The organism is Stenotrophomonas sp. Steno-Z4 (assembly GCF_056393145.1).
The window spans coordinates 40,534-59,710 of sequence record NZ_JBWJPC010000001.1; the positions used below are offsets into that span (position 1 = coordinate 40,534).

A 19,177-nucleotide genomic window follows, 5' to 3' on the forward strand; every position below is an offset into this window, starting at 1 on the left:
CGTACCGCTGGCGCTCCGGAACGAACGGGCGGGATATCGGCGGCGTATCCCCGGTAGAGCCGACTGTTAGTCGGCTGCCGTTCGCGACGCGCGTTCGGACCCCGCCAAAAGCAGCCGACTAACAGTCGGCTCTACCGTAATTCGACGTTGTCGAATTACTTGCCGGCGCGTGCGGAGTACTCGCCCGAGCGGGTGTCGACCTTGATGATTTCATCCTGGTTGACGAACAGCGGCACGCGGACGACGGCGCCGGTTTCCAGGGTGGCCGGCTTGCCGCCACCACCCGAGGTGTCGCCACGGACGCCCGGATCGGTTTCGACGATCTTCAGTTCAACGAAGTTCGGCGGCTGCACGAAGATCGGCGAGCCATTGAACAGGGTCACGATGCAGGACTCTTCGCCCTTCAGCCAGTTCTTCGCATCGCCGATGCCGGCCTTGTCGGCCTGGACCTGTTCGAAGGTTTCCGGGTCCATGAAGTGCCAGTACTCGCCGTCGCTGTACATGTAATCCATGTTGGTGTCGACAACGTCGGCCTTTTCCACGTCATCGGTGGCTTTCATGGTCATTTCGACCACACGACCGGAGCGGATGAAGCGATATTTGATGCGGGTGAAGGCCTGGCCCTTGCCCGGCTTGACGTACTCGGTCTCGGTGATGACCGCCGGTTCATTGTTGACCAGGATCTTCATCCCGTTCTTGACGTCGTTCATGCCAACAGTGGCCATGCTGAAACTCCTGAATGGGCAAACGCCGCGCAGGCGCGGCGAGCCGGATAGAATGGAAAGGCTTTCCCTATGATAACCGCAGGCCCCCATTCCATGCAGCTCTCCGCCACGCCCCTGCCCACCCCCGTCCGCTGGCAGCAGCTGTGGCGCGAGGCGGTCCGCGACCCGCGGACCCTGCTGGAACAGCTGGGGCTGGACCCGGACGCGCTGCCGGTATCGGCCGAGGCGGCCGGGCAGTTCGCGCTGCGGGTGCCGCAGGGCTTCATCGCCCGCATGCGCCAGGGCGACCGCCACGACCCGCTGCTGCGCCAGGTACTGCCGGTGACCGACGAGCTGCAGCATGCGCCGGGCTTCTCCCTGGATGCGGTCGGCGATGGCCTGGCCCGCAAGGCCACGGGGGTGATCCAGAAGTACCAGGGCCGTGCCCTGCTGGTGACCACCGGCAGCTGCGCGATCAACTGCCGTTACTGCTTCCGCCGGCATTTCGACTACGGCACCGAGAACGCGGCCCGCGAGGGCTGGCGCGAGGCGGTGGACGCGATCGCGCAGGACCCGGGCATCGACGAAGTGATCCTGTCCGGCGGCGATCCGCTGTCGCTGGCCACCCACAAGCTGGTGGAGCTGACCCAGGCGCTGAAGCAGATTCCGCACCTGCGCCGCCTGCGCATCCACAGCCGCCTGCCGGTGGTGCTGCCCGAACGGGTGGACGAGGAGCTGGTGCAGTGGATCGCCGCCCTGCCCTGGCCGGTGGCGTTCGTGATCCACGCCAACCACGCCAATGAATTCGATGCATCGGTGGATGCGGCCATGGCGCGTTTGCGCGGCGCCGGCGCCACCCTGCTCAACCAGGCAGTGCTGCTGCGCGGGGTGAACGATTCGCTGCAGGCGCTGCAGGACCTGAGCGAGCGCAGTTTTGCTGCAGGCGTGCTGCCGTACTACCTGTACCAGGTGGACCGGGTACAGGGCGTGGCGCATTTCGAGGTGGACGATGCAACGGCCAAATCGCTGCACGCGCAGCTGACGGCGCGGCTGTCCGGGTACCTGGTGCCGAAGCTGGTGCGGGAAATTTCCGGCGATTCCAGCAAGCGCCCGGTGTGACGCCTGACGTATCCGGACCCTCTGGACGTTACGTAACAATTCGTAGCCCCGGCCGTTGGCCGGACACCGCGCGCAGCGCGGCCCAAGCGTCCGGAGACGGTCGCGCAACGGTTGCGGCCAACACCCCGGCGTTTGGGCGTTCCGAAGCCGCGCGTCGGGCGTTCATGACGCCCGAACGAAAAGCAGCCGGCCAACGGCCGGGGCTACGAATTGTTACGGGCCCATTGGGATCGGGATCAATCAACCAGGGGCCCGGAACATTTCCGGCGCCTTTTTATCTGCCCGATTCGATCATTTCCACGACATCGGTGGCCGTGATCGGCACGCTCAACCAATAGCCCTGCGCCAGGTCGCAACCGCGCTGGCTCAGCAGGTCGAACTGCACTTCCTGTTCGATGCCTTCGGCCACCACGGTGATGCCCAGCGCGTGGGCCATGGCGATGATCGCCGTGGTCAGGGCCAGGTCGTCCGGGTCGCGCTGCATGTCGGCGACGAAGCTCTTGTCGATCTTGACCCCGTCCACCGGCACCTGGCGCAGGTGGCTCAGCCCCGAGAAGCCGGTGCCGAAATCGTCCAGCCAGACCTTCACGCCGGTGCGGTGCAGCTTGTCCAGCAGGGCCGCGGCCAGCATCTCATCGCCGATCACCGCCGTTTCGGTCAGCTCCAGGTGCAGGCGCGAGGCCGGCAGGCCGGTGTCACGCAGGCAGTCGGCCACCAGCTGGGGCAGCTCGCCGCCGCGCAGCTGGCGCGGGGATACGTTGACCGAGACGAACATGCCTTCGCCATCGGACGAATGCGGCCACTGCACCGCTTCCATGCAGGCCGCGCGCAGCACCTTCGGGCCGATCACTTCGATCAGGCCGCTCTGTTCGGCCACTTCGATGAACACCGAGGGCGGAATGGTGCCCAGGGTGGGGTGCTGCCAGCGCAGCAGCACTTCGACCCCGACCATGCGGCGGTCGCGGGTACGGAAGATCGGCTGGTAGACCAGGCGCAGCTCGCCGCGCTCCCAGGCGCCGCGCAGTTCCTGCTCCATGTGCACGCGGCGCTCCACCGCATGGTCCATGGCCCGGCTGTAATAGCGGTAGCAGTTCTTGCCGGCGACCTTGGCCTGGTACATGGCGATGTCGCCATTCTTGAGCAGGGTGGTCGCATCGGCGGCATCGTCGGGGAACAGGGTCACGCCGATGGAGGTGCCGAGGAACAGCTCGCGGCCCTGCACCACCAGCGGCTTGCTCAGTTCGCGGACCAGCAGTTCAGCCAGCTGGCGCGCGCTCGCCGCCACGTCGCCATCGCCGATCAGGATCACGAACTCGTCGCCGCCAAAGCGGGCCAGCAGCGCTTCATCGCCGCCGGCCTGGGCCACGGCCGCACTGATGCGCTGGGCGAACTGCAGCAGCGCTTCATCGCCGGCCTCGTGGCCGAGGGTGTCGTTGACGCGCTTGAAGTCGTCCATGTCGGCGAACAACAGGCCCAAGCGGTGGTTGGACGCGCGCGCGGCCATCAGCCGGTGGTCCAGCGCCTCGCGGAACGCCAGCCGGTTGGTCAGCCCGGTCAGGGCATCGGTATACGCCATTTGGCGCACTTCGCGGTCGTGCCGCGCAATGGCCTCGCTCATCCGGCCGAAGGCACGTACCAGCTCGCCCACTTCGTCCTGGCGGTTGCTGTTGCTCAGCTGCGGCCGGTAGTCACCCGCCTCGATCTGGCGCGCGGCGGCGGCCAACCCGCGGATCGGGCCGACCAGGGTGCGCTGCACATACACGATGACCCCCGCGCCGATGGCCAGCAGCAGGCCCAGCATCAGCAGCAGCCAGCCCAGGTGGCGCTTGCCCACCTGCTGCAGGCGCTCGCCCAGGGTCAGGTTGGCCCGCTGCTCCATGGCCTGCACGTCATCCAGCGCCATGCCGACGCGGACGCCGCCGATGCGCTGGTTGCCGATCATGATCGGCATCGCGTTGTCGAGCACTTTGGGCGATTGCTGCACCACCAGCTTGCGCGCGCCCACTGCCCCGGCGGCCAGCGGATCTTCCATGGGCCGGCCGAAATCGACCACTTCGGTCGAACCGTCGTGGATCAGCTTGCCGTCCTCGTCGAACACCAGCACGTAGCGCACCACCTGCTGCCGCGAGGTATTGCGCACCAGCGCACCTACCTGGGCCAGGTCGTTGTAGTACAGCGGGTTGGCCAGCGCGTCGGACAGCTCGCGCGCCAGGGCCTCGCCCCGGCTGCGCACGCTGCGGTCGAACAGTTCGTGGATGACGCTGCCGCTGAGGTGCTTGACCTCCTCCTGCATCGCCGCCTGGCGCCCCAGCACCACGGCCACGATCGCCACCACCACCACCATCGCCCCGCCCATCGCCAACACGAAACGGGACTGCATTCCGGAACCCAACGGCCTCATTCCACTTCCATCCGCACGCGTGTAAGACCCTGTTTCAATTCATCCAAACGGTGCTGCATCTGCGCATCGACCCGATGGAACCCGGACGTACCAAAAAACTTCTCGAGCGCATCCTGCGCCTGCGGATCCGAGGCGGCATCCAGCAGTACCTGCTGCAACCTGTCACGCACCTTCGGGTCCAGCCCCGCGCGCACCACTTCCACCGCACGCGGGTACGGCTCGGTGCGATGGATGGCACGGAAGTCGCGGCGGAACGCGGCCGGAATCCGGTGCGGATCGGCCCAATCCACGCTGCTGACCGCGCCGGCATCGACCATGCCCTTGTGCACGAAGGTGGCGATGTTGGCCTCCGACCGCGCGAACACATAGCCCACCGTATCGGGCGCGGCCGCGTCGCGCGCGGACAACAGGATCTCCGGGGTGAGGCCGTTCTGCAACAGGGTCATCACCGGCACCAGGTAGGCGCTGGTGGAGGCCACGTTCTGCAGGGCCAGGGTGTGGCCCTTGAGTTCGGCCAGCGAGGTGATGGGGCTGTCGCGGCGCACGAAGAACACGGTCTGGTAGTCGCGCACGCCGCTGCGTTCGGTCAGCAGCAGCGGCTGGGCGCCGCTGCGCAGGCCCAGGTTGACGGCGGTGCCGGAGGTTTCGGTGACCCAGTCGACCCGGCCCCGGCGCAGGTAGCTGGCCATCTGCTGCGCATCGGGCGCCATCAGGATGCGGCCTTCGGTGATGCCGACATCGCGCATGCGCGGAACAACGTAGTCGAGCAGGGGTTGCAGTTGCGCATAGTGTGACTTGGGGTTGTCGCTGATCCGGCCCAGCACCAGGACGTGGTCCGGGTCGGCGTGGCCTGGACGGGTGTCATCAGGGGCGGCCGCTGCGGTGCCAGCCGTCAAGACGCTGGCCAGACACAGCAACCCTCCCTGCAACAGCCATCGCAGTACCGGCAATCCCATCCGCTCCCCCCAAGGAATCGAGACAGCCTACCCGAAAAAGTGAGACGTGCGTCAGGTCATTCCGGTTTAGCGTTCGCCAGACGGGCCATCCGCTGGGCGTCGGCCAGAATGCCGCGCAGCAGCCGCACTTCCTGTTCGCTCAGTTCGGTGCGCAGGAACAGCCGGCGCAGTTTGCGCATGGCCGAATCCGGGGCGCGGCCCTTGTGGAAGTCGATCTCGTCCAGGGTCTGGCCGAGCTGGCCGAACAGGCCTTCGACCTGGGCGTGGCTGGCCGGCTGTTCACGATGTTCAGGATCGGCCGGCGCGGCCGCTTCCACCCCACCCAGGCTGGCCATGCGCAGCTCGTAGGCCAGCACCTGCACGGCGGCGGCGAGGTTCAGCGAGCTGAACTCCGGGTTGGAAGGAATGTGCACGGCCAGGTGGCAAAGCTGCAGCTCTTCATTGGTAAGGCCGGTACGCTCGCGACCGAACACGAAGGCGACCTCGCCATCGATCTCGGCCGCCTTGGCCAGGGCGCGCTGGGCGGCCACGCCGGGCAGCAGTTCTTCGAGTTGGACGCGGCGGGCGCGGGCGGTACAGCCCAGCACCAGCCGGCAGTCGGCCACGGCTTCGGCCAGGGTGGCCACGACCGGGGCGTCGCCCAGCACGTCCTCGGCGCCGGCCGAGCGGCGGAAGGCTTCCTCATCCAGCGGCTTTTCGGGGGCGACCAGCACCAGCCGGCCCAGCCCCATGGTCTTCATGGCACGCGCGGCGGCGCCCATGTTGCCGGGGTGCTGGGTGCCCACGAGGACGAAACGGATACGGGAGGAAGCGGATTCAGTGGACATGAACAGGCCAAACGCGAGCAGGACAGTCACAAATGGTAAACTGTGTGACCGGCCTCTGCGCCGGGACCGCTCTTTTCCCCCGCCAGTACCCCCTACTCTGCCTTTCCGGGAGCTTTTCGCCATGCAGAAACCCGCCGTCACCGTCATGGTCAAGGCCGCCCGCCTCGCCGGCAACGTCCTGTTGCGCAACATCAACAAGCTGGAGGCGTTGAACGTCGTGCAGAAGGGGCGCATGGACTATGCCAGTGAAGTCGATGCGGATGCGGAAAAGGTGATCGTCAAGGAACTCAAGCGCGCCTATCCCGAGTACGGGATCATGGGCGAGGAAGGCGGCGTGCAGGCCGTCAACCGCTACATGTGGGTCATCGACCCGCTCGACGGCACCAGCAACTACCTCCGCGGCTTCCCGCACTACTGCGTCTCCATTGCCCTGGTCGAAAACGGCGAGCCGATCGACGCGGTGATCTTCGATCCGCTCCGCAATGAACTGTTCACCGCCAGCCGTGGCGCCGGTGCGGTGCTGAACGACCGCCGCATCCGCGTGGCCGACCGCAAGGACCTGGCAGGCGCGATGATCCACACCGGTTTCGCCCCGCGCGAGCGCAACCGCACCAGCGCCCAGCTGAAGGCGGTGGACGCGCTGCTGGTCCACGCCGAAGACGTGCGCCGCACCGGTTCGGCCGCGCTGGACCTGGCCTACGTGGCCTGCGGCCGCGCGGACGCCTACTTCGAAGCAGGCGTGAAAGCCTGGGACATCGCCGCCGGCGTACTGCTGGTCCGCGAGGCCGGCGGCCGCGTCTGTGACTTCAAGGGCGCCACCCCGGGCCGCATGGACAGCCGTGGCCCGGAAACCCAGCAGATCGTGGCCGGCAACGTGAAGAACACCGCCATCCTGCAGAAGGTGCTGGTCAACACCGGCTACGCTGCTGAGTTCGACGCGAAGTTCTGATCGGATTGATGTGAGATTCACGCGACGGCGCCTTCGGGCGCCGTTTTTTTTGGGCCTCCGCGCGTAGAGCGTTGGCTGTTCAGTTGTTCCTGCGCGGGGCGAGGACGGGGATGCCCTGGCCGGACACGCGTGAACCCATCCATGGGGCTTATCGCAGCTTGCACGTGTGCGCTGTCCTGCGCACACGGCAAGGCCGGGGTTGGGCTCCTGCCCAACCCGTCGGGCGTATACGCCCGACCCATGCTGCTCAAAGTCCGGCCAGGGCATCCCAGCCCTCGCCCCCTCAGTTCTCTGCGACGACCGGACACATGATCAAAAGCGTCGCGCGAGCCGCCGCATTCTCGGCTGCTCAGCCACGCATGGCGTGGCTCTACGAAGTAACAGGTTGCTCCACAGATCGCCACTTGCCGTTGACTTCGTCACCGCCGGCGCGATCTGTCTGGGGGCGCGGGGTGGGAGGGGGTAGCGGGGCTTTGAGCAGCATGGATGCTGCGATAAGCCCCATGGATGGGTTCACGCGTGCCCCGCTACCCCCTCCCACCCCGCGCCCCCGCGCGCAGAGAATCAAAACGCTAGAGCTTCCCAGCGCGGGAAGCCCAGCAGGCGAAGGCTTTCTGCATTGCGCACCGACCAACGGTCGGTACCTACCGATGCCGCAAAAAGAAAACGCCCGACCAACAGGCCGGGCGCTTCTTTCAAGCCAAACACCACCGCATCACGCCACGGTGTTGCTCGCGGCCTTCAGCGCGGCAATGCGCTCTTCCAGCGGCGGGTGGCTCAGGAACAGCTTCTTGGCGGTGGCGCCGGCGATGCCGAACGCGGCGATCTGGGTCGGCAGGGTGCTCTGGCCGTGATTGAGCTTCAGGCGCTCCAGTGCGGCGATCATCTTCTGGCGGCCGGCCAGGTGCGCACCGCCCGCGTCGGCGCGGAACTCGCGATGGCGCGAGAACCACATGGCGATCATGGTCGCGAACAGGCCGAACACCATTTCCAGTACGAACACGATGATGAAGTAGGCAAAGCCGCGGCCGCCGCCTTCGCGGTTGCCCGACAGCGCACTGTCGATGATGCCGCCGACCACGCGCGCCAGCACGATCACGAACGTATTGAGCACGCCCTGCAGCAGCGCCATGGTGATCATGTCACCGTTGGCCACGTGCGCGATTTCGTGGCCCAGTACCGCCTCGGCCTCGTCCTCGCTCATGTTCTGCAGCAGGCCCGTGGAGACCGCCACCAGCGCGTTGTTGCGGTTGGCACCGGTCGCGAACGCGTTGATTTCCGGGCCGTCATAGACCGCCACTTCCGGCATGCCGATACCGGCTTCGCGCGCCTGGCGCTCCACCGTGGCCAGCAGCCAGCGCTCGGTCTGGTTGCGCGGCTCGGTGATCACCACCGCGCCCGTGGAACGCTTGGCCATCCACTTGGACAGCAGCAGCGAGATCAGCGACCCGCCGAAGCCGAAGATGGCCGCAACTACCAGCAGGCCGCTCATGCTTGCCGGATCGATACCGGCCAGGCGCATTACGAAGCCTGCCAGGATCAACACGGCGAAGTTGGTCGCGAGGAACAGGGCAATACGACTGAACATGGGGAAAGGACGCTTTCTAGGTGGGTGTTGCTGCAAATCTGCGGGGACTTCATGTTGAATTCAAGTCGCAACCTGACCGACGATTCATAGTTCATGTCCATGACTGCCTACCGCGGGCGCTTCGCCCCCTCGCCCACCGGCCCCCTCCACGCCGGCTCGCTGCTCGCCGCCTTCGGCAGCTGGCTGTTGGCCCGGCACGCCCGTGGCCAGTGGCTGGTCCGGGTCGAAGACGTCGACCCGCCCCGCACCGTGCCTGGCGCCATCGACCAGCAACTGGCCGCCCTGGCCGCCTTCGGCCTGGGCAGCGATGACGCCATCGTCCACCAGAGCCAGCGCGACGCCCTCTACCAGGCCGCGCTGGACCGCCTGCTGGCCGAGGACAAGGCCTTCGCCTGCCACTGCAGTCGTACCGAACTCGCCGACCAGCAGGGTATTCATCATTACTGCGTGGCACTTACTGAACGCGCCCGACCGGCCATCCGCCTGCGCGTGCCGCCGGGCAGCGTGGTCGCGTTCGACGACGGCCTGCGCGGCCGGATCCGCCAGGACGTGCATGCCGAGGTCGGCGATTTCGTACTGCGCCGGGCGGACGGCTACTGGGCCTACCAGTTGGCCGTGGTGGTCGACGATGGCGACCAGGCCATCACCGACGTGGTACGCGGTACTGACCTGCTCGATTCCACGCCGCGCCAGATCCTGCTGCAGCAGGCACTGGGGCTGCCCACCCCGCGCTACCTGCACCTGCCGCTGCTGCTGGAACCGGACGGGCTCAAACTGTCCAAATCCGCCGCCGCGCGCCCGGTCGATGCCGATCCTCCCCTGCCCGCCCTGCAGCAGGCCTGGGCGCAGCTTGGCCAGGATCCCGCACGCCTGCAGGGCTGCCGCAGCGTTACCGAGCTCCTTGAACGGGCCGTTGCCGGCTTCGACCCGGCGCGATTGCCACCGGGTGACATCCGCCTTGACGCCGACGCCTGCTGAGCCGCCCATTTTCCGCCGCGATGTTGCAGAATCGCTGTCCCCCCCTGTTGGCCCCGGAGTAGCTGCTCATGACATCTCGCGTCGCACTGGTCACCGGTGGTACCGGCGGTATCGGTTCCGCCATCTGCCAACGTCTGGCCGACCAGGGCCATCGGGTTGCCACCAACTACCGTGACGAAGCCAAGGCCCTGGCCTGGCGCGAGAAGATGCTGGCGCGCGGCTGCGACGTGGCGATCTTCCCCGGCGATGTCTCCGATCCGGATACCGCCGAACAGATGGTGCACGCGGTGGAAGCCGCACTGGGCCCGGTCGAGATCCTGGTCAACAACGCCGGCATCACCCGCGACACCACCTTCCACCGCATGCGCGCCGACCAGTGGCACGACGTGATCAACACCAACCTCAATTCGGTGTTCAACGTCACCCGCCCGGTCATTGAAGGCATGCGCCGCCGCGGCTGGGGCCGGGTGATCCAGATCAGCTCGATCAACGGCCTGAAGGGCCAGTACGGGCAGGCCAACTACGCCGCCGCCAAGGCCGGCATGCACGGCTTCACCATCTCGCTGGCGCGCGAAAATGCCGGCTTCGGCATCACCGTCAACACCATCTCGCCCGGCTACGTCGCCACCGACATGGTGATGGCCGTGCCCGACGAAGTGCGCGCCAAGATCATCGCCGACATCCCCACCGGCCGCCTCGGCAAGCCCGAGGAAATCGCCTACGCCGTCGCCTTCCTGGTCGCCGAAGAAGCCGCCTGGATCACCGGCTCCAACCTCGACATCAACGGCGGCCACCACATGGGCTGGTAACGCTTACACCGTTACCCACCACAGGTTCTCAAGGCCCCCAACCGCCGGCGCCACCGCCATATCGGCATACCTGCGAAAAAAATGCTGCACTTCACCCGCCCGCCCACCGCAGGAGGAGCCCCCTTCTTGTTGAAGGGGGCGCGCCGAAGGCGCGGGGTTAAGGCGGCATGCCGCAGGGGCCCACGTTTTGCGCAGCAAAACGTGGGCAAGCGCAGCAGGCGTTGCGGATACCCCGGAATGCTGCACCCATGCTGCGCAGCATGAAGAACGCCAGCAAATGACCAAAGGAGGTTGCAACGCCTGCTGCGCTGCGCCATGCTTCGCGCCTACGCTGACGAGTGATTGCTTCATGGCTGCGAACCGCATCATCAAGAAGTATCCCAACCGCCGTCTCTACGACACCGAGATTTCCAGTTACATCACCATCGAGGACGTGCGCCAGCTCATCCTGGACGGCGAGGACTTCGAAGTCCGCGACGCCAAGAGCGGCGACGACCTGACCCGTTCAGTGTTGCTGCAGATCATCGCCGACCAGGAACAGGACGGTGAGCCCATGCTCTCCACCCAGCTGCTCAGCCAGCTGATCCGGTTCTATGGCGATTCGCTGCAGGGCTTCATGGGCAACTACCTGGAGCGCAGCATGCAGGTCTTCCTGGACCAGCAGCAGCAGTTCCGTCAGCAGATGGGCAACCTGCTCGGCCAGACCCCGTGGGCGATGATGAACCAGCTCACCGAACGCAACCTGGAGCTTTGGCAGGACTTCCAGCGCAACATGGGCGGCGGCTTCGGCCCGCGTCCGCCGGGTACCCAGACCGGCACCGGTACGGGCACCGGCAAGCCCGAAGCCCCCACGGCCGGCAAGACCCGCCGTTGACTGCTTCGCCCGGCAGCGCCGGGACGCATGAAAAAAGGCGCAGCCTCACGGCCGCGCCTTTTTCATTTGCGCCCCCTGGAAATCAGCGCTTGGGTTTGGCGCAGCCGGTGCAGATCCGCTCCACCTGGTAGCCCTTGGCGCGCAGCTTTTCGACGACGCCATCGTCGCCCAGCAGGTGCAGCGAGCCCACCACCACCAGCGTGCCGCCCTGCCCGGCCTTGAGCTGCTGCTCCAGCTTGGGTACCCAGGCATTGTTGCGGTCGGTATTGATGCGCTTGTACAGCTGCGGGTACTCGCCGCGCATTTCCGCGGCCATCGAGGTCCACAGCAGCTTGTCGTCGCCACGGCGCCAGGCATCGTGCAGCTTGCGACCCATCGCATCGGCCTCGCTGGCCTGGTCCAGCGCCTCGGCCACCATCTGCTGCTGCTCCTGCGCGGACATGCCCGAGAGCACCGCCACCTGCGTATCGATGTCTTCCAGGCCGCTGGTCGGCTTGCCCGCATCGGCGGCGCGCGTCATGAAATGCCGGTCCAGCCCCAGCGCCGGGTCCAGGCCCATCTTGGCGAACTGCGACAGCGTGATGGTCAGCCCGACGAACCAGGGCTTCATGCCCTGCAGCTGTGCCAGCGGCAGGTTGTTGTCGCGCGCGTAGGCCTGCAGCTTGGTCCAGGTGGCGTCGTCCAGGTCACGCCTGAGTTCGCTGCCATCGGTGCGCATCGCCGCCTGCAGCATCTTGCGGGTCAGGTCCGGCGACTGCATGTCCTGCGGCGAGAGTTCGAACACCACGCGCTTGGACGCCGCGAAGGCCTGGTCCACGTCTGCCGCCAGCGGATAATCGTCGGCACGCAGCAGATGGAACGAGCCCAGCAGGTACACCCGGCTGTCGCCCGGGCCGGTCACCTTCCACAGCAGCGGCACCGGCGCGGGGGATTTTGCCGCCGGCGCGGCGGCCATCGTGGCTGCGCTGCCCAGCAGCAGGCTGGTCGCCAGCAGCAGCGGGGCCGCCAGTCGCTTCAGCATCGTCATGCTCAAACCCCTCCCTGGGGTGTGTGGTAGGCCTGCTCACCGGCTTCGACCTTCAGGTCCAGACGGTTTTCCGGCGGGGTCAGTGGGCACGTGGCGAACGGCGTGAACGCACACGGCGGGTTGTAGGCGTGGTTGAAATCAATCACCACCTGGCCGCTCGCATCCGGTGCGGGCAGGTCCAGGTAGCGGCCAGCCGGGTAACTGCCATGGCCGCTGGTGCGGTCGCCGAAGATCACGAACAGCTCGCGCCCCGGCTCACCCAGCGCTTCCAGCCGCCAGGTCTTTCCATCGCGCTCGAATTCCAGTGCACCCGAATTCGGCATCTCGGTGGTGAGGCCGGTGATGTCCACGATCGGCAGGGTCTTGCCGGCCGGGTGCGGAACAAACCGCGCGCTGATGCGCCAGTCCGGACCACCCGGCCAGTAGTTCAGGCCAGTGAAGCCGGTGCGCGAATAGGCGTCGGCATGCTTGACCCGCAGCGCGTAGCGCTCACCACGGTGGATCAGGCTGAGCTGGCCCTTGCCATCATCGAAGCCGATAAGCGTAGGCGCCGGATCGCGGTCGCTCTGGAAACGGATCGGCCCGGTGAGCGGCTTGCCGTCCACGGTCAGTGCCGTGCCGCGCTCGGGGGTGAAGGTGAGTATGTCGCCACGGTGCGCCACCATGCCCAGCTTGGCCGGGCCCACGGCCAGGCGGATGCCGCTGCCGGGGCCGCTGCCGATGTAGTGCGCCTTGTGCTCCAGCCAGTGCAGGCCGACCAGGCTGGTCCAGCCATCGGGCGCGTGCAGCTCGGTGTAGCGCTGCTGTCGCCATTGCTGCTGTTCGGCCGCGAATGCCGGATCCACCGCCGCCGGCGCCGGCGCGGTTTCTTTATCGCCACACCCTGCCAGGCCCAGCGCCAGCACTGCCGCGCCAAGTCCCCATCCCCAAGTACGCATCGTGTTCCCCTTCAACGTCCGCGCAGGAACCAGCGGTCGATTTCCGCCAGTGAAAAACGGGCCCAGGTGGGCCGGCCGTGGTTGCATTGGCCGGACCGCTCGGTAATTTCCATGTCGCGCAGCAGCGCGTTCATTTCCGGCAGGGTCAGCCGCCGGTTGGCGCGCACCGCACCGTGGCAGGCCATGGTCGACAACAGTTCGTCGCGCGCACTGGCGATGCGCCGGCTCTGGCCGTGTTCGCGCAGGTCGGTGAGCACATCGCGCAGCAGCCCTTCCGGCTCGGCGTTGGCCAGCAGCGCGGGAATGCTGCGCACATGCAGCGAACCGGGACCGGACCGGGTGATCTCGAACCCCAGCGCGGTCAGCGTATCGGCTTCGCGCTCGGCGGTATCGGCATCGCGCTCGCCCACTGCCAGGGTGATCGGCACCAGCAGCGGCTGCGCATGGAGGCCGGTGGCATCGTGCGCGGTCTTCAGCCGCTCATAGCCGATCCGCTCGTGGGCGGCATGCATGTCCACCACGATCAGGCCCTCGGCATTCTCGGCCAGGATGTAGATGCCGTGCAGCTGCGCCACCGCATAGCCCAGCGGCGGCACGCCACTGTCGGCCGCGGTGACCGGCAGGCCCTGCTCGCTGGGCATCGGCGGCAGCGCGGCATCGCTGCCGGCCGGGCGCGCGTACAGCGCTGCATAGGCCGACGGGGCATCGGCCACGCGCAGGCCCAAAGGCGACTGCTGCGGGCGCCAGGCCGCGTTGCCCATGCCACCACCGCCACCGCCCGCCAACGCGTAGCCCGTGCCGGCCGCCGCACTGGCGTAGGCAGGCGCGGCAGCCTCGGCGACGCCCTCGCTGCCCGCCCCCGTCGCGGTCATGCCCGCACGGGTTTCGGCCAGCGCTTCCTTCAACGTGCGGTAGACGAAGTCATGGATCAACCTCGAATCGCGGAAACGCACTTCATGCTTGGCCGGGTGCACGTTGACGTCCACCCGGGTCGGGTCCAGCTCCAGGAACAGCACGTACGCGGGCTGGCGGCCATGGAACAGCACATCGCCGTAGGCCATCTTCACCGCATGGGCCACGCTGCGGTCGCGCACCGAACGACCGTTGACGTACAGATACTGCTGGTCCGTGCTGGCGCGCGAATAATGCGGCTGCGCGATCCAGCCATGCAGGCGCAGCCCGGCACCGCTGTGGTCCACGCGCATGGCCTGGGTGGCGAAGTCTTCGCCCAGCGTTTCGCCCAGCCGCGCATCGGAATACAGATCACCCGGCTTGTAGCGCCGCGACGGCTTGCCGTTGTGCGACACGCGCAGCTCCACGTCCGGCCGCGCCAGCGCCAGCGAACGCAGCCATTCTTCGATATGGCCCAGTTCGGTCCGCTCGGCGCGCAGGAATTTGCGGCGAGCCGGCACGTTGTAGAACAGCTCGCGCACTTCCACCGTGGTGCCCGGTGCATGCGCGCGCGGGGTGACTTCGCCCAGCTTGCCGCCTTCGATCTGCAGCGCCGAGCCATGCTCGTCACTGCGCCGGCGCGAGGCCAGGGTAAAGCGGCTCACCGACGCAATCGACGGCAGCGCCTCGCCACGGAAGCCCAGCGTGGCCACCGCTTCCAGGTCATCCAGACTGGCGATCTTGCTGGTGGCATGCCGCGACACCGCCAGAGGTAGTTCTTCCGGCGCGATGCCACCGCCGTCATCGCGGATGCGGATCAACCGTACCCCACCCTCTTCCAGGTCGATATCCACTCGCGTGGCACCGGCATCGAGCGCGTTTTCCACCAGTTCCTTGACCACCGACGCCGGGCGTTCAACGACTTCGCCCGCGGCGATCTGGTTGATTAGGATTTCGGGAAGCTGGCGGATGGTCATGCGGGAATGATATCCGGATCGTGGGGATGGATTCCGATATCGATGGGCCAATGGGCCCATGGTCGATTGATCCCGATCCCCATGGGCCCGTAAAAATTCGTAGCCCCGGCCGTTGGCCGGACACCGCGCGCAGCCCAAGCGTCCGGAGCCGATGATTCATCGGTTGCGGCCTTCCCACCGGCGTTTATGCGTTCCGAAGACGCCCGTCAGGCGTTCATGACGCCTGATAGGCGGTTCCGTTTCGGATTTACACCCGGATGCATGGCCGCCATCGAGACCAGGTCGAGCTCCGGACGCTCGGGCCGCGCTGCGCGCGGTGTCCGGCCAACGGCCGGGGCTACGAACCGTTACGTAACGTCCGGATACCCGGATCAATCAACCATGGGCCCCCAGTGGGTGCGTCGGGGCCGGGCAGACGCCACAAAAAACCCGCCGAAGCGGGTTTTTATTTGCTGCCGCCGGCGACCGTACTGGCGGCGTCTATCTCGGCCTGGGCGCGGGCCGCGTAGAGCGTGCCTGGTGGCGGCTGGCGGCTGAAGAACGTATGCACGCCATCCAACACCGCACCAGCGATCTGGCGCTGGTAGGCCGGGTCCATCAGGCGGCGCTCTTCGTCCGGGTTGGAGATGAAGGCCGTTTCCACCAGCATCGCCGGCATGTCCGAGGTGCGCAGCACCGCGAAGTTGGCCCGTTCAATCGCCGGCTTGTGGTTCTTGCCGATCCGCTTCAGCCCGCCCAGCACATGCCCGGCCGCGTCTTCGGAGGCCTTCATGTAACCGCTCTGGGCCAGGTCCAGCAGCACATTGGCCAGCGTGCCCTCGGTCTGCTGCAGGCGCACGCCGCCGACCAGATCGGCCGCGTTTTCCTTGTCTGCCAGCCAACGGGCGCGCTGAGACGACGCGCCCTTGGTCGACAGCACATACACAGACGAACCCGTCGCCGCGCGGTTTTCCGCCGCGTCGGCGTGGATCGAGATGAAGATGTCGGCCTTGGCCGAACGTGCCTTCTGCGCGCGCATCGGCAGCGGAATGAACACGTCGGTATCGCGGGTCAGGAACGCCTTCAGGCCCGGCGTCGCATTGACCTGGCGCGCCAGCTCACGCGCCACCGCCAGGGTGATGTCTTTTTCGCGCTTGCCGGTCGGTCCCACCGCGCCCGGATCCTGGCCGCCGTGGCCCGGATCGATCGCCACCACCAGCGGGCGCATGCCCGACTGCATCTTGACCCGCGAGGCATCGCTGGGCATCACCGGGCGCGGCGGCTGCGCCGGCACCACGGTGGTCGGCACCGGCACGTTGGCCGCCGTCGGCTGGCCGGCCAGGATGGCGGCGGGCGACGCGGAATTGCTGGCAGCGTTGGCGGTGCCGGCCGCTGCCACGTTGACCGTGGTCGCGGTCGGCGCGGCCGGGGTCGGCACCGGCGTGGCCGCGCTGGCGCTGGCCTGTTGGCGCACCGACGCGGTCAACAGCGCCGTGGCGCGGGCAGCGTCATTGCGCGCCTGCGCCGCTTCGGCAGGGGTCGGCGGCAGGGTCTGGGTGGTTTCAGGCACCGGCGCGGTGTTGGCCTGCGCCGCCATCGGTGCAGGCGCAGGCGTGCTGCCTGGCGTGGTGCTGTTCGCTGCAGTAACCGGTGCCGGGGCAGCGGGCACGGGCGCGCGGGCCACGCTGGCCGGTGCGTCGCCCGGCCACTCGATCACCAGCCGCGAATCCTCGCCCTGCTTGACCAGCTGCGGCTTGAAGGGCGCCACCGATTCGGCCAGGTCGAACACCACCCGGAACGTGCCGGGCACCGGCTGCCCGGTGCGTACCGCCGTGACCACGCCCTTGGGCGCAGGCAGCTTCAGGTTGCGCACCGCGCTGGAATCGGGGAAATCGACCACCAACCGGTTCGGGCCGGCCAAGGTCAGGGTCTTGTAGCCGCCGCTGCCGGACAGCGCGATCTCGGCGCGGGTGCCGGTCGAACCGGTCTCCAGGGCCACCTGGCGGACTTCGCCCGCCCACGACATCGCGCTCGCCAGACAGAGTCCGACGGCGGCGCAGATGGCAGTGAGTGGCTTCCCCATTGGCATGGGTACGGATTCAATCATTGCGCTGAATGAAAAGCAACACCTTTTCCCTTAATAATCCGTAACCTGGGGGTGTTTCCTACTGTCAGCCGACAGAAAGGGCCTGCAAGTCGCCCCCTTGCGGGAGCCGTTCCAGCCATTCATGTCCTGCCGCACTGGCCGCGCCCAGCCGCGCGCGACGGCCCTGCCCCTCGATCTCCAGCGCCACGATCAGGTCGGTGGGCGGCAGCGCGCCGGCCCCGCGCTCGGGCCATTCCACCAGCCACAGCGAGGCACTGCCCTCGTCCAGGCCGAGGAAATCCAGTTCTTCCGCCTGACCGATCCGGTACAGGTCCAGGTGCCACGCTTCATGACCGTCGCTCAGCGGATAGCGCTCGACCAGCGTGTAGGTGGGGCTGCGGACGTTGCCCTGCACGCCCAGCGCGCGCAGCAGCGCCCGGGCCAGGGTGGACTTGCCGGCACCCAGGTCACCTCTCAACTCAACCACCGCATGCGGGGGTCGGGTGGCCGCCAGCCATTGGCCGAGCAGGTCGGTGTCCTGCGGTTGTGCCAGGAAGAACTCAATCATGGGCGTCACGGTTCCGGGTTCACCCGCCGGCGCAGCGGCACCAGCAGGTCGGTGGGGAGCAGGCCACGCTGGCCTTCGCTGGCCGCGTCATCGCCGGCCAGGCTGTGCAGCAGCGCACCGCTGCTGGCCGCGTCGAACGCGTCCAGCCCCTGCGCGCGCAGTGCGGCAATGATGCCGGTGAGCAGGTCGCCCATGCCACCCACCGCCATGCCCGGGTTGCCGGCGGCGATCACCCGGGGGCGTTGATGCGGTGCGGCCACGATCGTGCCGGCGCCTTTGAGCACCACCACGGCATTGAAACGCGCGGCCAGTGCCGCAGCGGCGGCGAAACGGTCGGCCTGTACCTGGGCGGTGTCGGTACCCAGCAGCCGCGCCGCCTCGCCCGGGTGCGGGGTGAGGATCGCGTCGTGCAGCGTCCGTGGCGTGGCGGCCAGCAGGTTCAACGCATCGGCATCGATCACCAGCGGCTTGCCGCTGGCCAGCACCTGCCGCCACAGCTCGTGGGCCCAGTCGTCCTGGCCCAGCCCGGGGCCGACCGCGATCACTTTCGCGCGCGGCAGCAGCGCCTGCAGGTCCTGCGCCTCCTGCACCGGGTGGGCCATGGCTTCGGGCAGGCGCGCCAGCAGCGGCGCGATGTGCTGTGCCTGGGTGGCCACGCTGACCAGCCCGGCGCCGGCGCGCAGCGCCGATTCTGCTGCCAGCATCACCGCGCCCCCACTGCCGGCGTTGCCGCCCACGCACAGCACATGGCCGGATTCGCCTTTGTGCGTGTTGGCACGGCGCGGCGCCAGCTGCGTGGGCAGCCGGGAAGGCAGCCACAGGCACGCTGCCGGCGCGATGCCCCGCTGCGAACCGTCGGGCAGCGACAGCGGTGCCAGCCGGCGGCCGCCGATGTATTCCAGCGCGTCTGCGGTGTACAGGCCCTGGTGACGGACGATGAACTGCAGGGTGATCGTGGCGCGCACCGCAACCCCGGGCACCGCGCCAGTACGCGCGTCCACGCCACTGGGCACATCCAGCGAAAGCACGGGCAGCCCGCTGTCGATGATCGCCACGATCAGGCGCGCCGCATCGCCGTTCGGCGCGCGGTTCAGGCCGATGCCGAACAGTGCATCGACCACGATGTCAGCGGCAGGCAATTCCCCTGCGAAGATGGTTTCCTGCCCGCCCACCGCCAGATACGCCGCGCGGGCCCGTTCAGCCAGTTCCGTCCGCGCGCCGGCATCGGCCAGCCGCAGCACCTGCACCTGGCGCCCGGCCTGGCGGGCCAGCCGCGCCAGCACGTAGCCATCGCCGCCGTTGTTGCCCGCACCGGCCGCCACGCACAGCCGCTGCGCCTGCGGCCAGCGCTCCAGCAGGCAGTGCCAGGCGGCCGTGCCGGCCTGCTCCATCAGCCCCGCGCCGCCATCGCCCAGCAGCGCGCTGGCCTGGGCATCGAGACGGCGCGCGGCGGCGACATCGAACAGTTCATCGAGTTCGTGCATGCCGGGATTCTATACTTGCCGC

At 67.8% G+C, this 19,177-nt stretch carries 17 protein-coding genes; 5 read left to right on the top strand and 12 right to left on the bottom strand.

What is annotated here, in order from left to right; translation table 11 throughout:
• Positions 1 to 155: 155 nt before the first annotated feature.
• Positions 156 to 725 (bottom strand): elongation factor P, encoded by a 570-nt coding sequence (gene efp, locus AC06E7_RS00195; RefSeq protein ID WP_145480068.1) that lies wholly within the window; start codon positions 723 to 725, stop codon positions 156 to 158.
• Positions 726 to 818: 93 nt separating this feature from the next.
• Here efp and epmB point away from each other — a divergent pair, with 93 nt between their 5' ends.
• Entirely contained in the window at positions 819 to 1,823 is a 1,005-nt protein-coding gene (gene epmB / locus AC06E7_RS00200; RefSeq protein WP_478062374.1) for an EF-P beta-lysylation protein EpmB, read from the top strand.
• 274 nt (positions 1,824 to 2,097) lie between these two features.
• On the opposite strand, the gene AC06E7_RS00205 is transcribed toward epmB, so the two are convergent.
• Genes AC06E7_RS00205 through AC06E7_RS00215 form a run of 3 tightly spaced genes read right to left on the bottom strand, consistent with a single transcriptional unit; the run spans position 2,098 to position 6,007 of the window.
• Positions 2,098 to 4,224 carry a putative bifunctional diguanylate cyclase/phosphodiesterase gene (locus tag AC06E7_RS00205; protein WP_478062375.1) on the bottom strand — a complete coding sequence of 709 codons (2,127 nt, stop codon included), beginning with the start codon at positions 4,222 to 4,224 and terminating at the stop codon, positions 2,098 to 2,100.
• A complete protein-coding gene (locus tag AC06E7_RS00210) occupies positions 4,221 to 5,180 on the bottom strand; it encodes a phosphate/phosphite/phosphonate ABC transporter substrate-binding protein (protein WP_478062377.1) in 960 nt (319 codons plus the stop codon). The genes AC06E7_RS00205 and AC06E7_RS00210 overlap by 4 nt, the downstream gene beginning before the upstream one ends.
• Positions 5,181 to 5,236: 56 nt before the next feature.
• The gene (locus AC06E7_RS00215) at positions 5,237 to 6,007 is read right to left on the bottom strand and encodes an RNA methyltransferase (RefSeq protein ID WP_478062378.1); all 771 of its coding nucleotides are present in this window, start codon (positions 6,005 to 6,007) and stop codon (positions 5,237 to 5,239) included.
• 121 nt (positions 6,008 to 6,128) lie between these two features.
• On the opposite strand from AC06E7_RS00215, the gene AC06E7_RS00220 reads away from it, so the two are divergent.
• A complete protein-coding gene (locus AC06E7_RS00220; protein WP_478062380.1) occupies positions 6,129 to 6,956 on the top strand; it encodes an inositol monophosphatase family protein in 828 nt (275 codons plus the stop codon).
• Between the two features lie 564 nt (positions 6,957 to 7,520).
• Here the strand turns inward: AC06E7_RS00220 and AC06E7_RS00225 are convergent.
• Together AC06E7_RS00225 and htpX are read right to left on the bottom strand one after the other, a co-directional pair.
• Positions 7,521 to 7,655, bottom strand: coding sequence for a hypothetical protein (locus AC06E7_RS00225; protein WP_478062382.1), 135 nt, complete (start codon positions 7,653 to 7,655; stop codon positions 7,521 to 7,523).
• A gap of 16 nt (positions 7,656 to 7,671) precedes the next feature.
• Entirely contained in the window at positions 7,672 to 8,544 is an 873-nt protein-coding gene (gene htpX / locus AC06E7_RS00230) for a protease HtpX (RefSeq protein WP_068853266.1), read from the bottom strand.
• A gap of 93 nt (positions 8,545 to 8,637) precedes the next feature.
• Here htpX and gluQRS point away from each other — a divergent pair, with 93 nt between their 5' ends.
• The 3 genes from gluQRS (at position 8,638) to phaR (ending at position 11,205) form a co-directional block, all read left to right on the top strand.
• Positions 8,638 to 9,522 carry a tRNA glutamyl-Q(34) synthetase GluQRS gene (gene gluQRS, locus AC06E7_RS00235; protein ID WP_478062384.1) on the top strand — a complete coding sequence of 295 codons (885 nt, stop codon included), beginning with the start codon at positions 8,638 to 8,640 and terminating at the stop codon, positions 9,520 to 9,522.
• A gap of 68 nt (positions 9,523 to 9,590) precedes the next feature.
• The gene (gene phbB, locus AC06E7_RS00240) at positions 9,591 to 10,331 is read left to right on the top strand and encodes a beta-ketoacyl-ACP reductase (RefSeq protein WP_068853270.1); all 741 of its coding nucleotides are present in this window, start codon (positions 9,591 to 9,593) and stop codon (positions 10,329 to 10,331) included.
• Between the two features lie 349 nt (positions 10,332 to 10,680).
• Positions 10,681 to 11,205, top strand: a complete 525-nt coding sequence (gene phaR / locus AC06E7_RS00245; protein ID WP_068853272.1) for a polyhydroxyalkanoate synthesis repressor PhaR — start codon at positions 10,681 to 10,683, stop codon at positions 11,203 to 11,205.
• An 82-nt stretch (positions 11,206 to 11,287) separates the two neighbouring features.
• On the opposite strand, the gene AC06E7_RS00250 is transcribed toward phaR, so the two are convergent.
• The 6 genes from AC06E7_RS00250 to AC06E7_RS00275 all read right to left on the bottom strand — a co-directional run bounded on the left by AC06E7_RS00250 (position 11,288) and on the right by AC06E7_RS00275 (position 19,155).
• A complete protein-coding gene (locus AC06E7_RS00250) occupies positions 11,288 to 12,232 on the bottom strand; it encodes a TraB/GumN family protein (protein WP_478062385.1) in 945 nt (314 codons plus the stop codon).
• 2 nt (positions 12,233 to 12,234) lie between these two features.
• On the bottom strand, positions 12,235 to 13,170 hold the full coding sequence (locus AC06E7_RS00255) for a DUF1684 domain-containing protein (protein WP_478062387.1): 936 nt from the start codon (positions 13,168 to 13,170) through the stop codon (positions 12,235 to 12,237).
• 11 nt (positions 13,171 to 13,181) lie between these two features.
• Positions 13,182 to 15,038, bottom strand: a complete 1,857-nt coding sequence (gene mutL, locus AC06E7_RS00260) for a DNA mismatch repair endonuclease MutL (RefSeq protein WP_447785960.1) — start codon at positions 15,036 to 15,038, stop codon at positions 13,182 to 13,184.
• Between the two features lie 445 nt (positions 15,039 to 15,483).
• A complete protein-coding gene (locus AC06E7_RS00265; RefSeq protein ID WP_478062389.1) occupies positions 15,484 to 17,106 on the bottom strand; it encodes an N-acetylmuramoyl-L-alanine amidase in 1,623 nt (540 codons plus the stop codon).
• Positions 17,107 to 17,188: 82 nt separating this feature from the next.
• The gene (gene tsaE / locus AC06E7_RS00270; RefSeq protein WP_093536353.1) at positions 17,189 to 17,671 is read right to left on the bottom strand and encodes a tRNA (adenosine(37)-N6)-threonylcarbamoyltransferase complex ATPase subunit type 1 TsaE; all 483 of its coding nucleotides are present in this window, start codon (positions 17,669 to 17,671) and stop codon (positions 17,189 to 17,191) included.
• 5 nt (positions 17,672 to 17,676) lie between these two features.
• Positions 17,677 to 19,155 (bottom strand): NAD(P)H-hydrate dehydratase, encoded by a 1,479-nt coding sequence (locus AC06E7_RS00275; RefSeq protein ID WP_478062390.1) that lies wholly within the window; start codon positions 19,153 to 19,155, stop codon positions 17,677 to 17,679.
• Between the last annotated feature and the right edge of the window lie 22 nt (positions 19,156 to 19,177).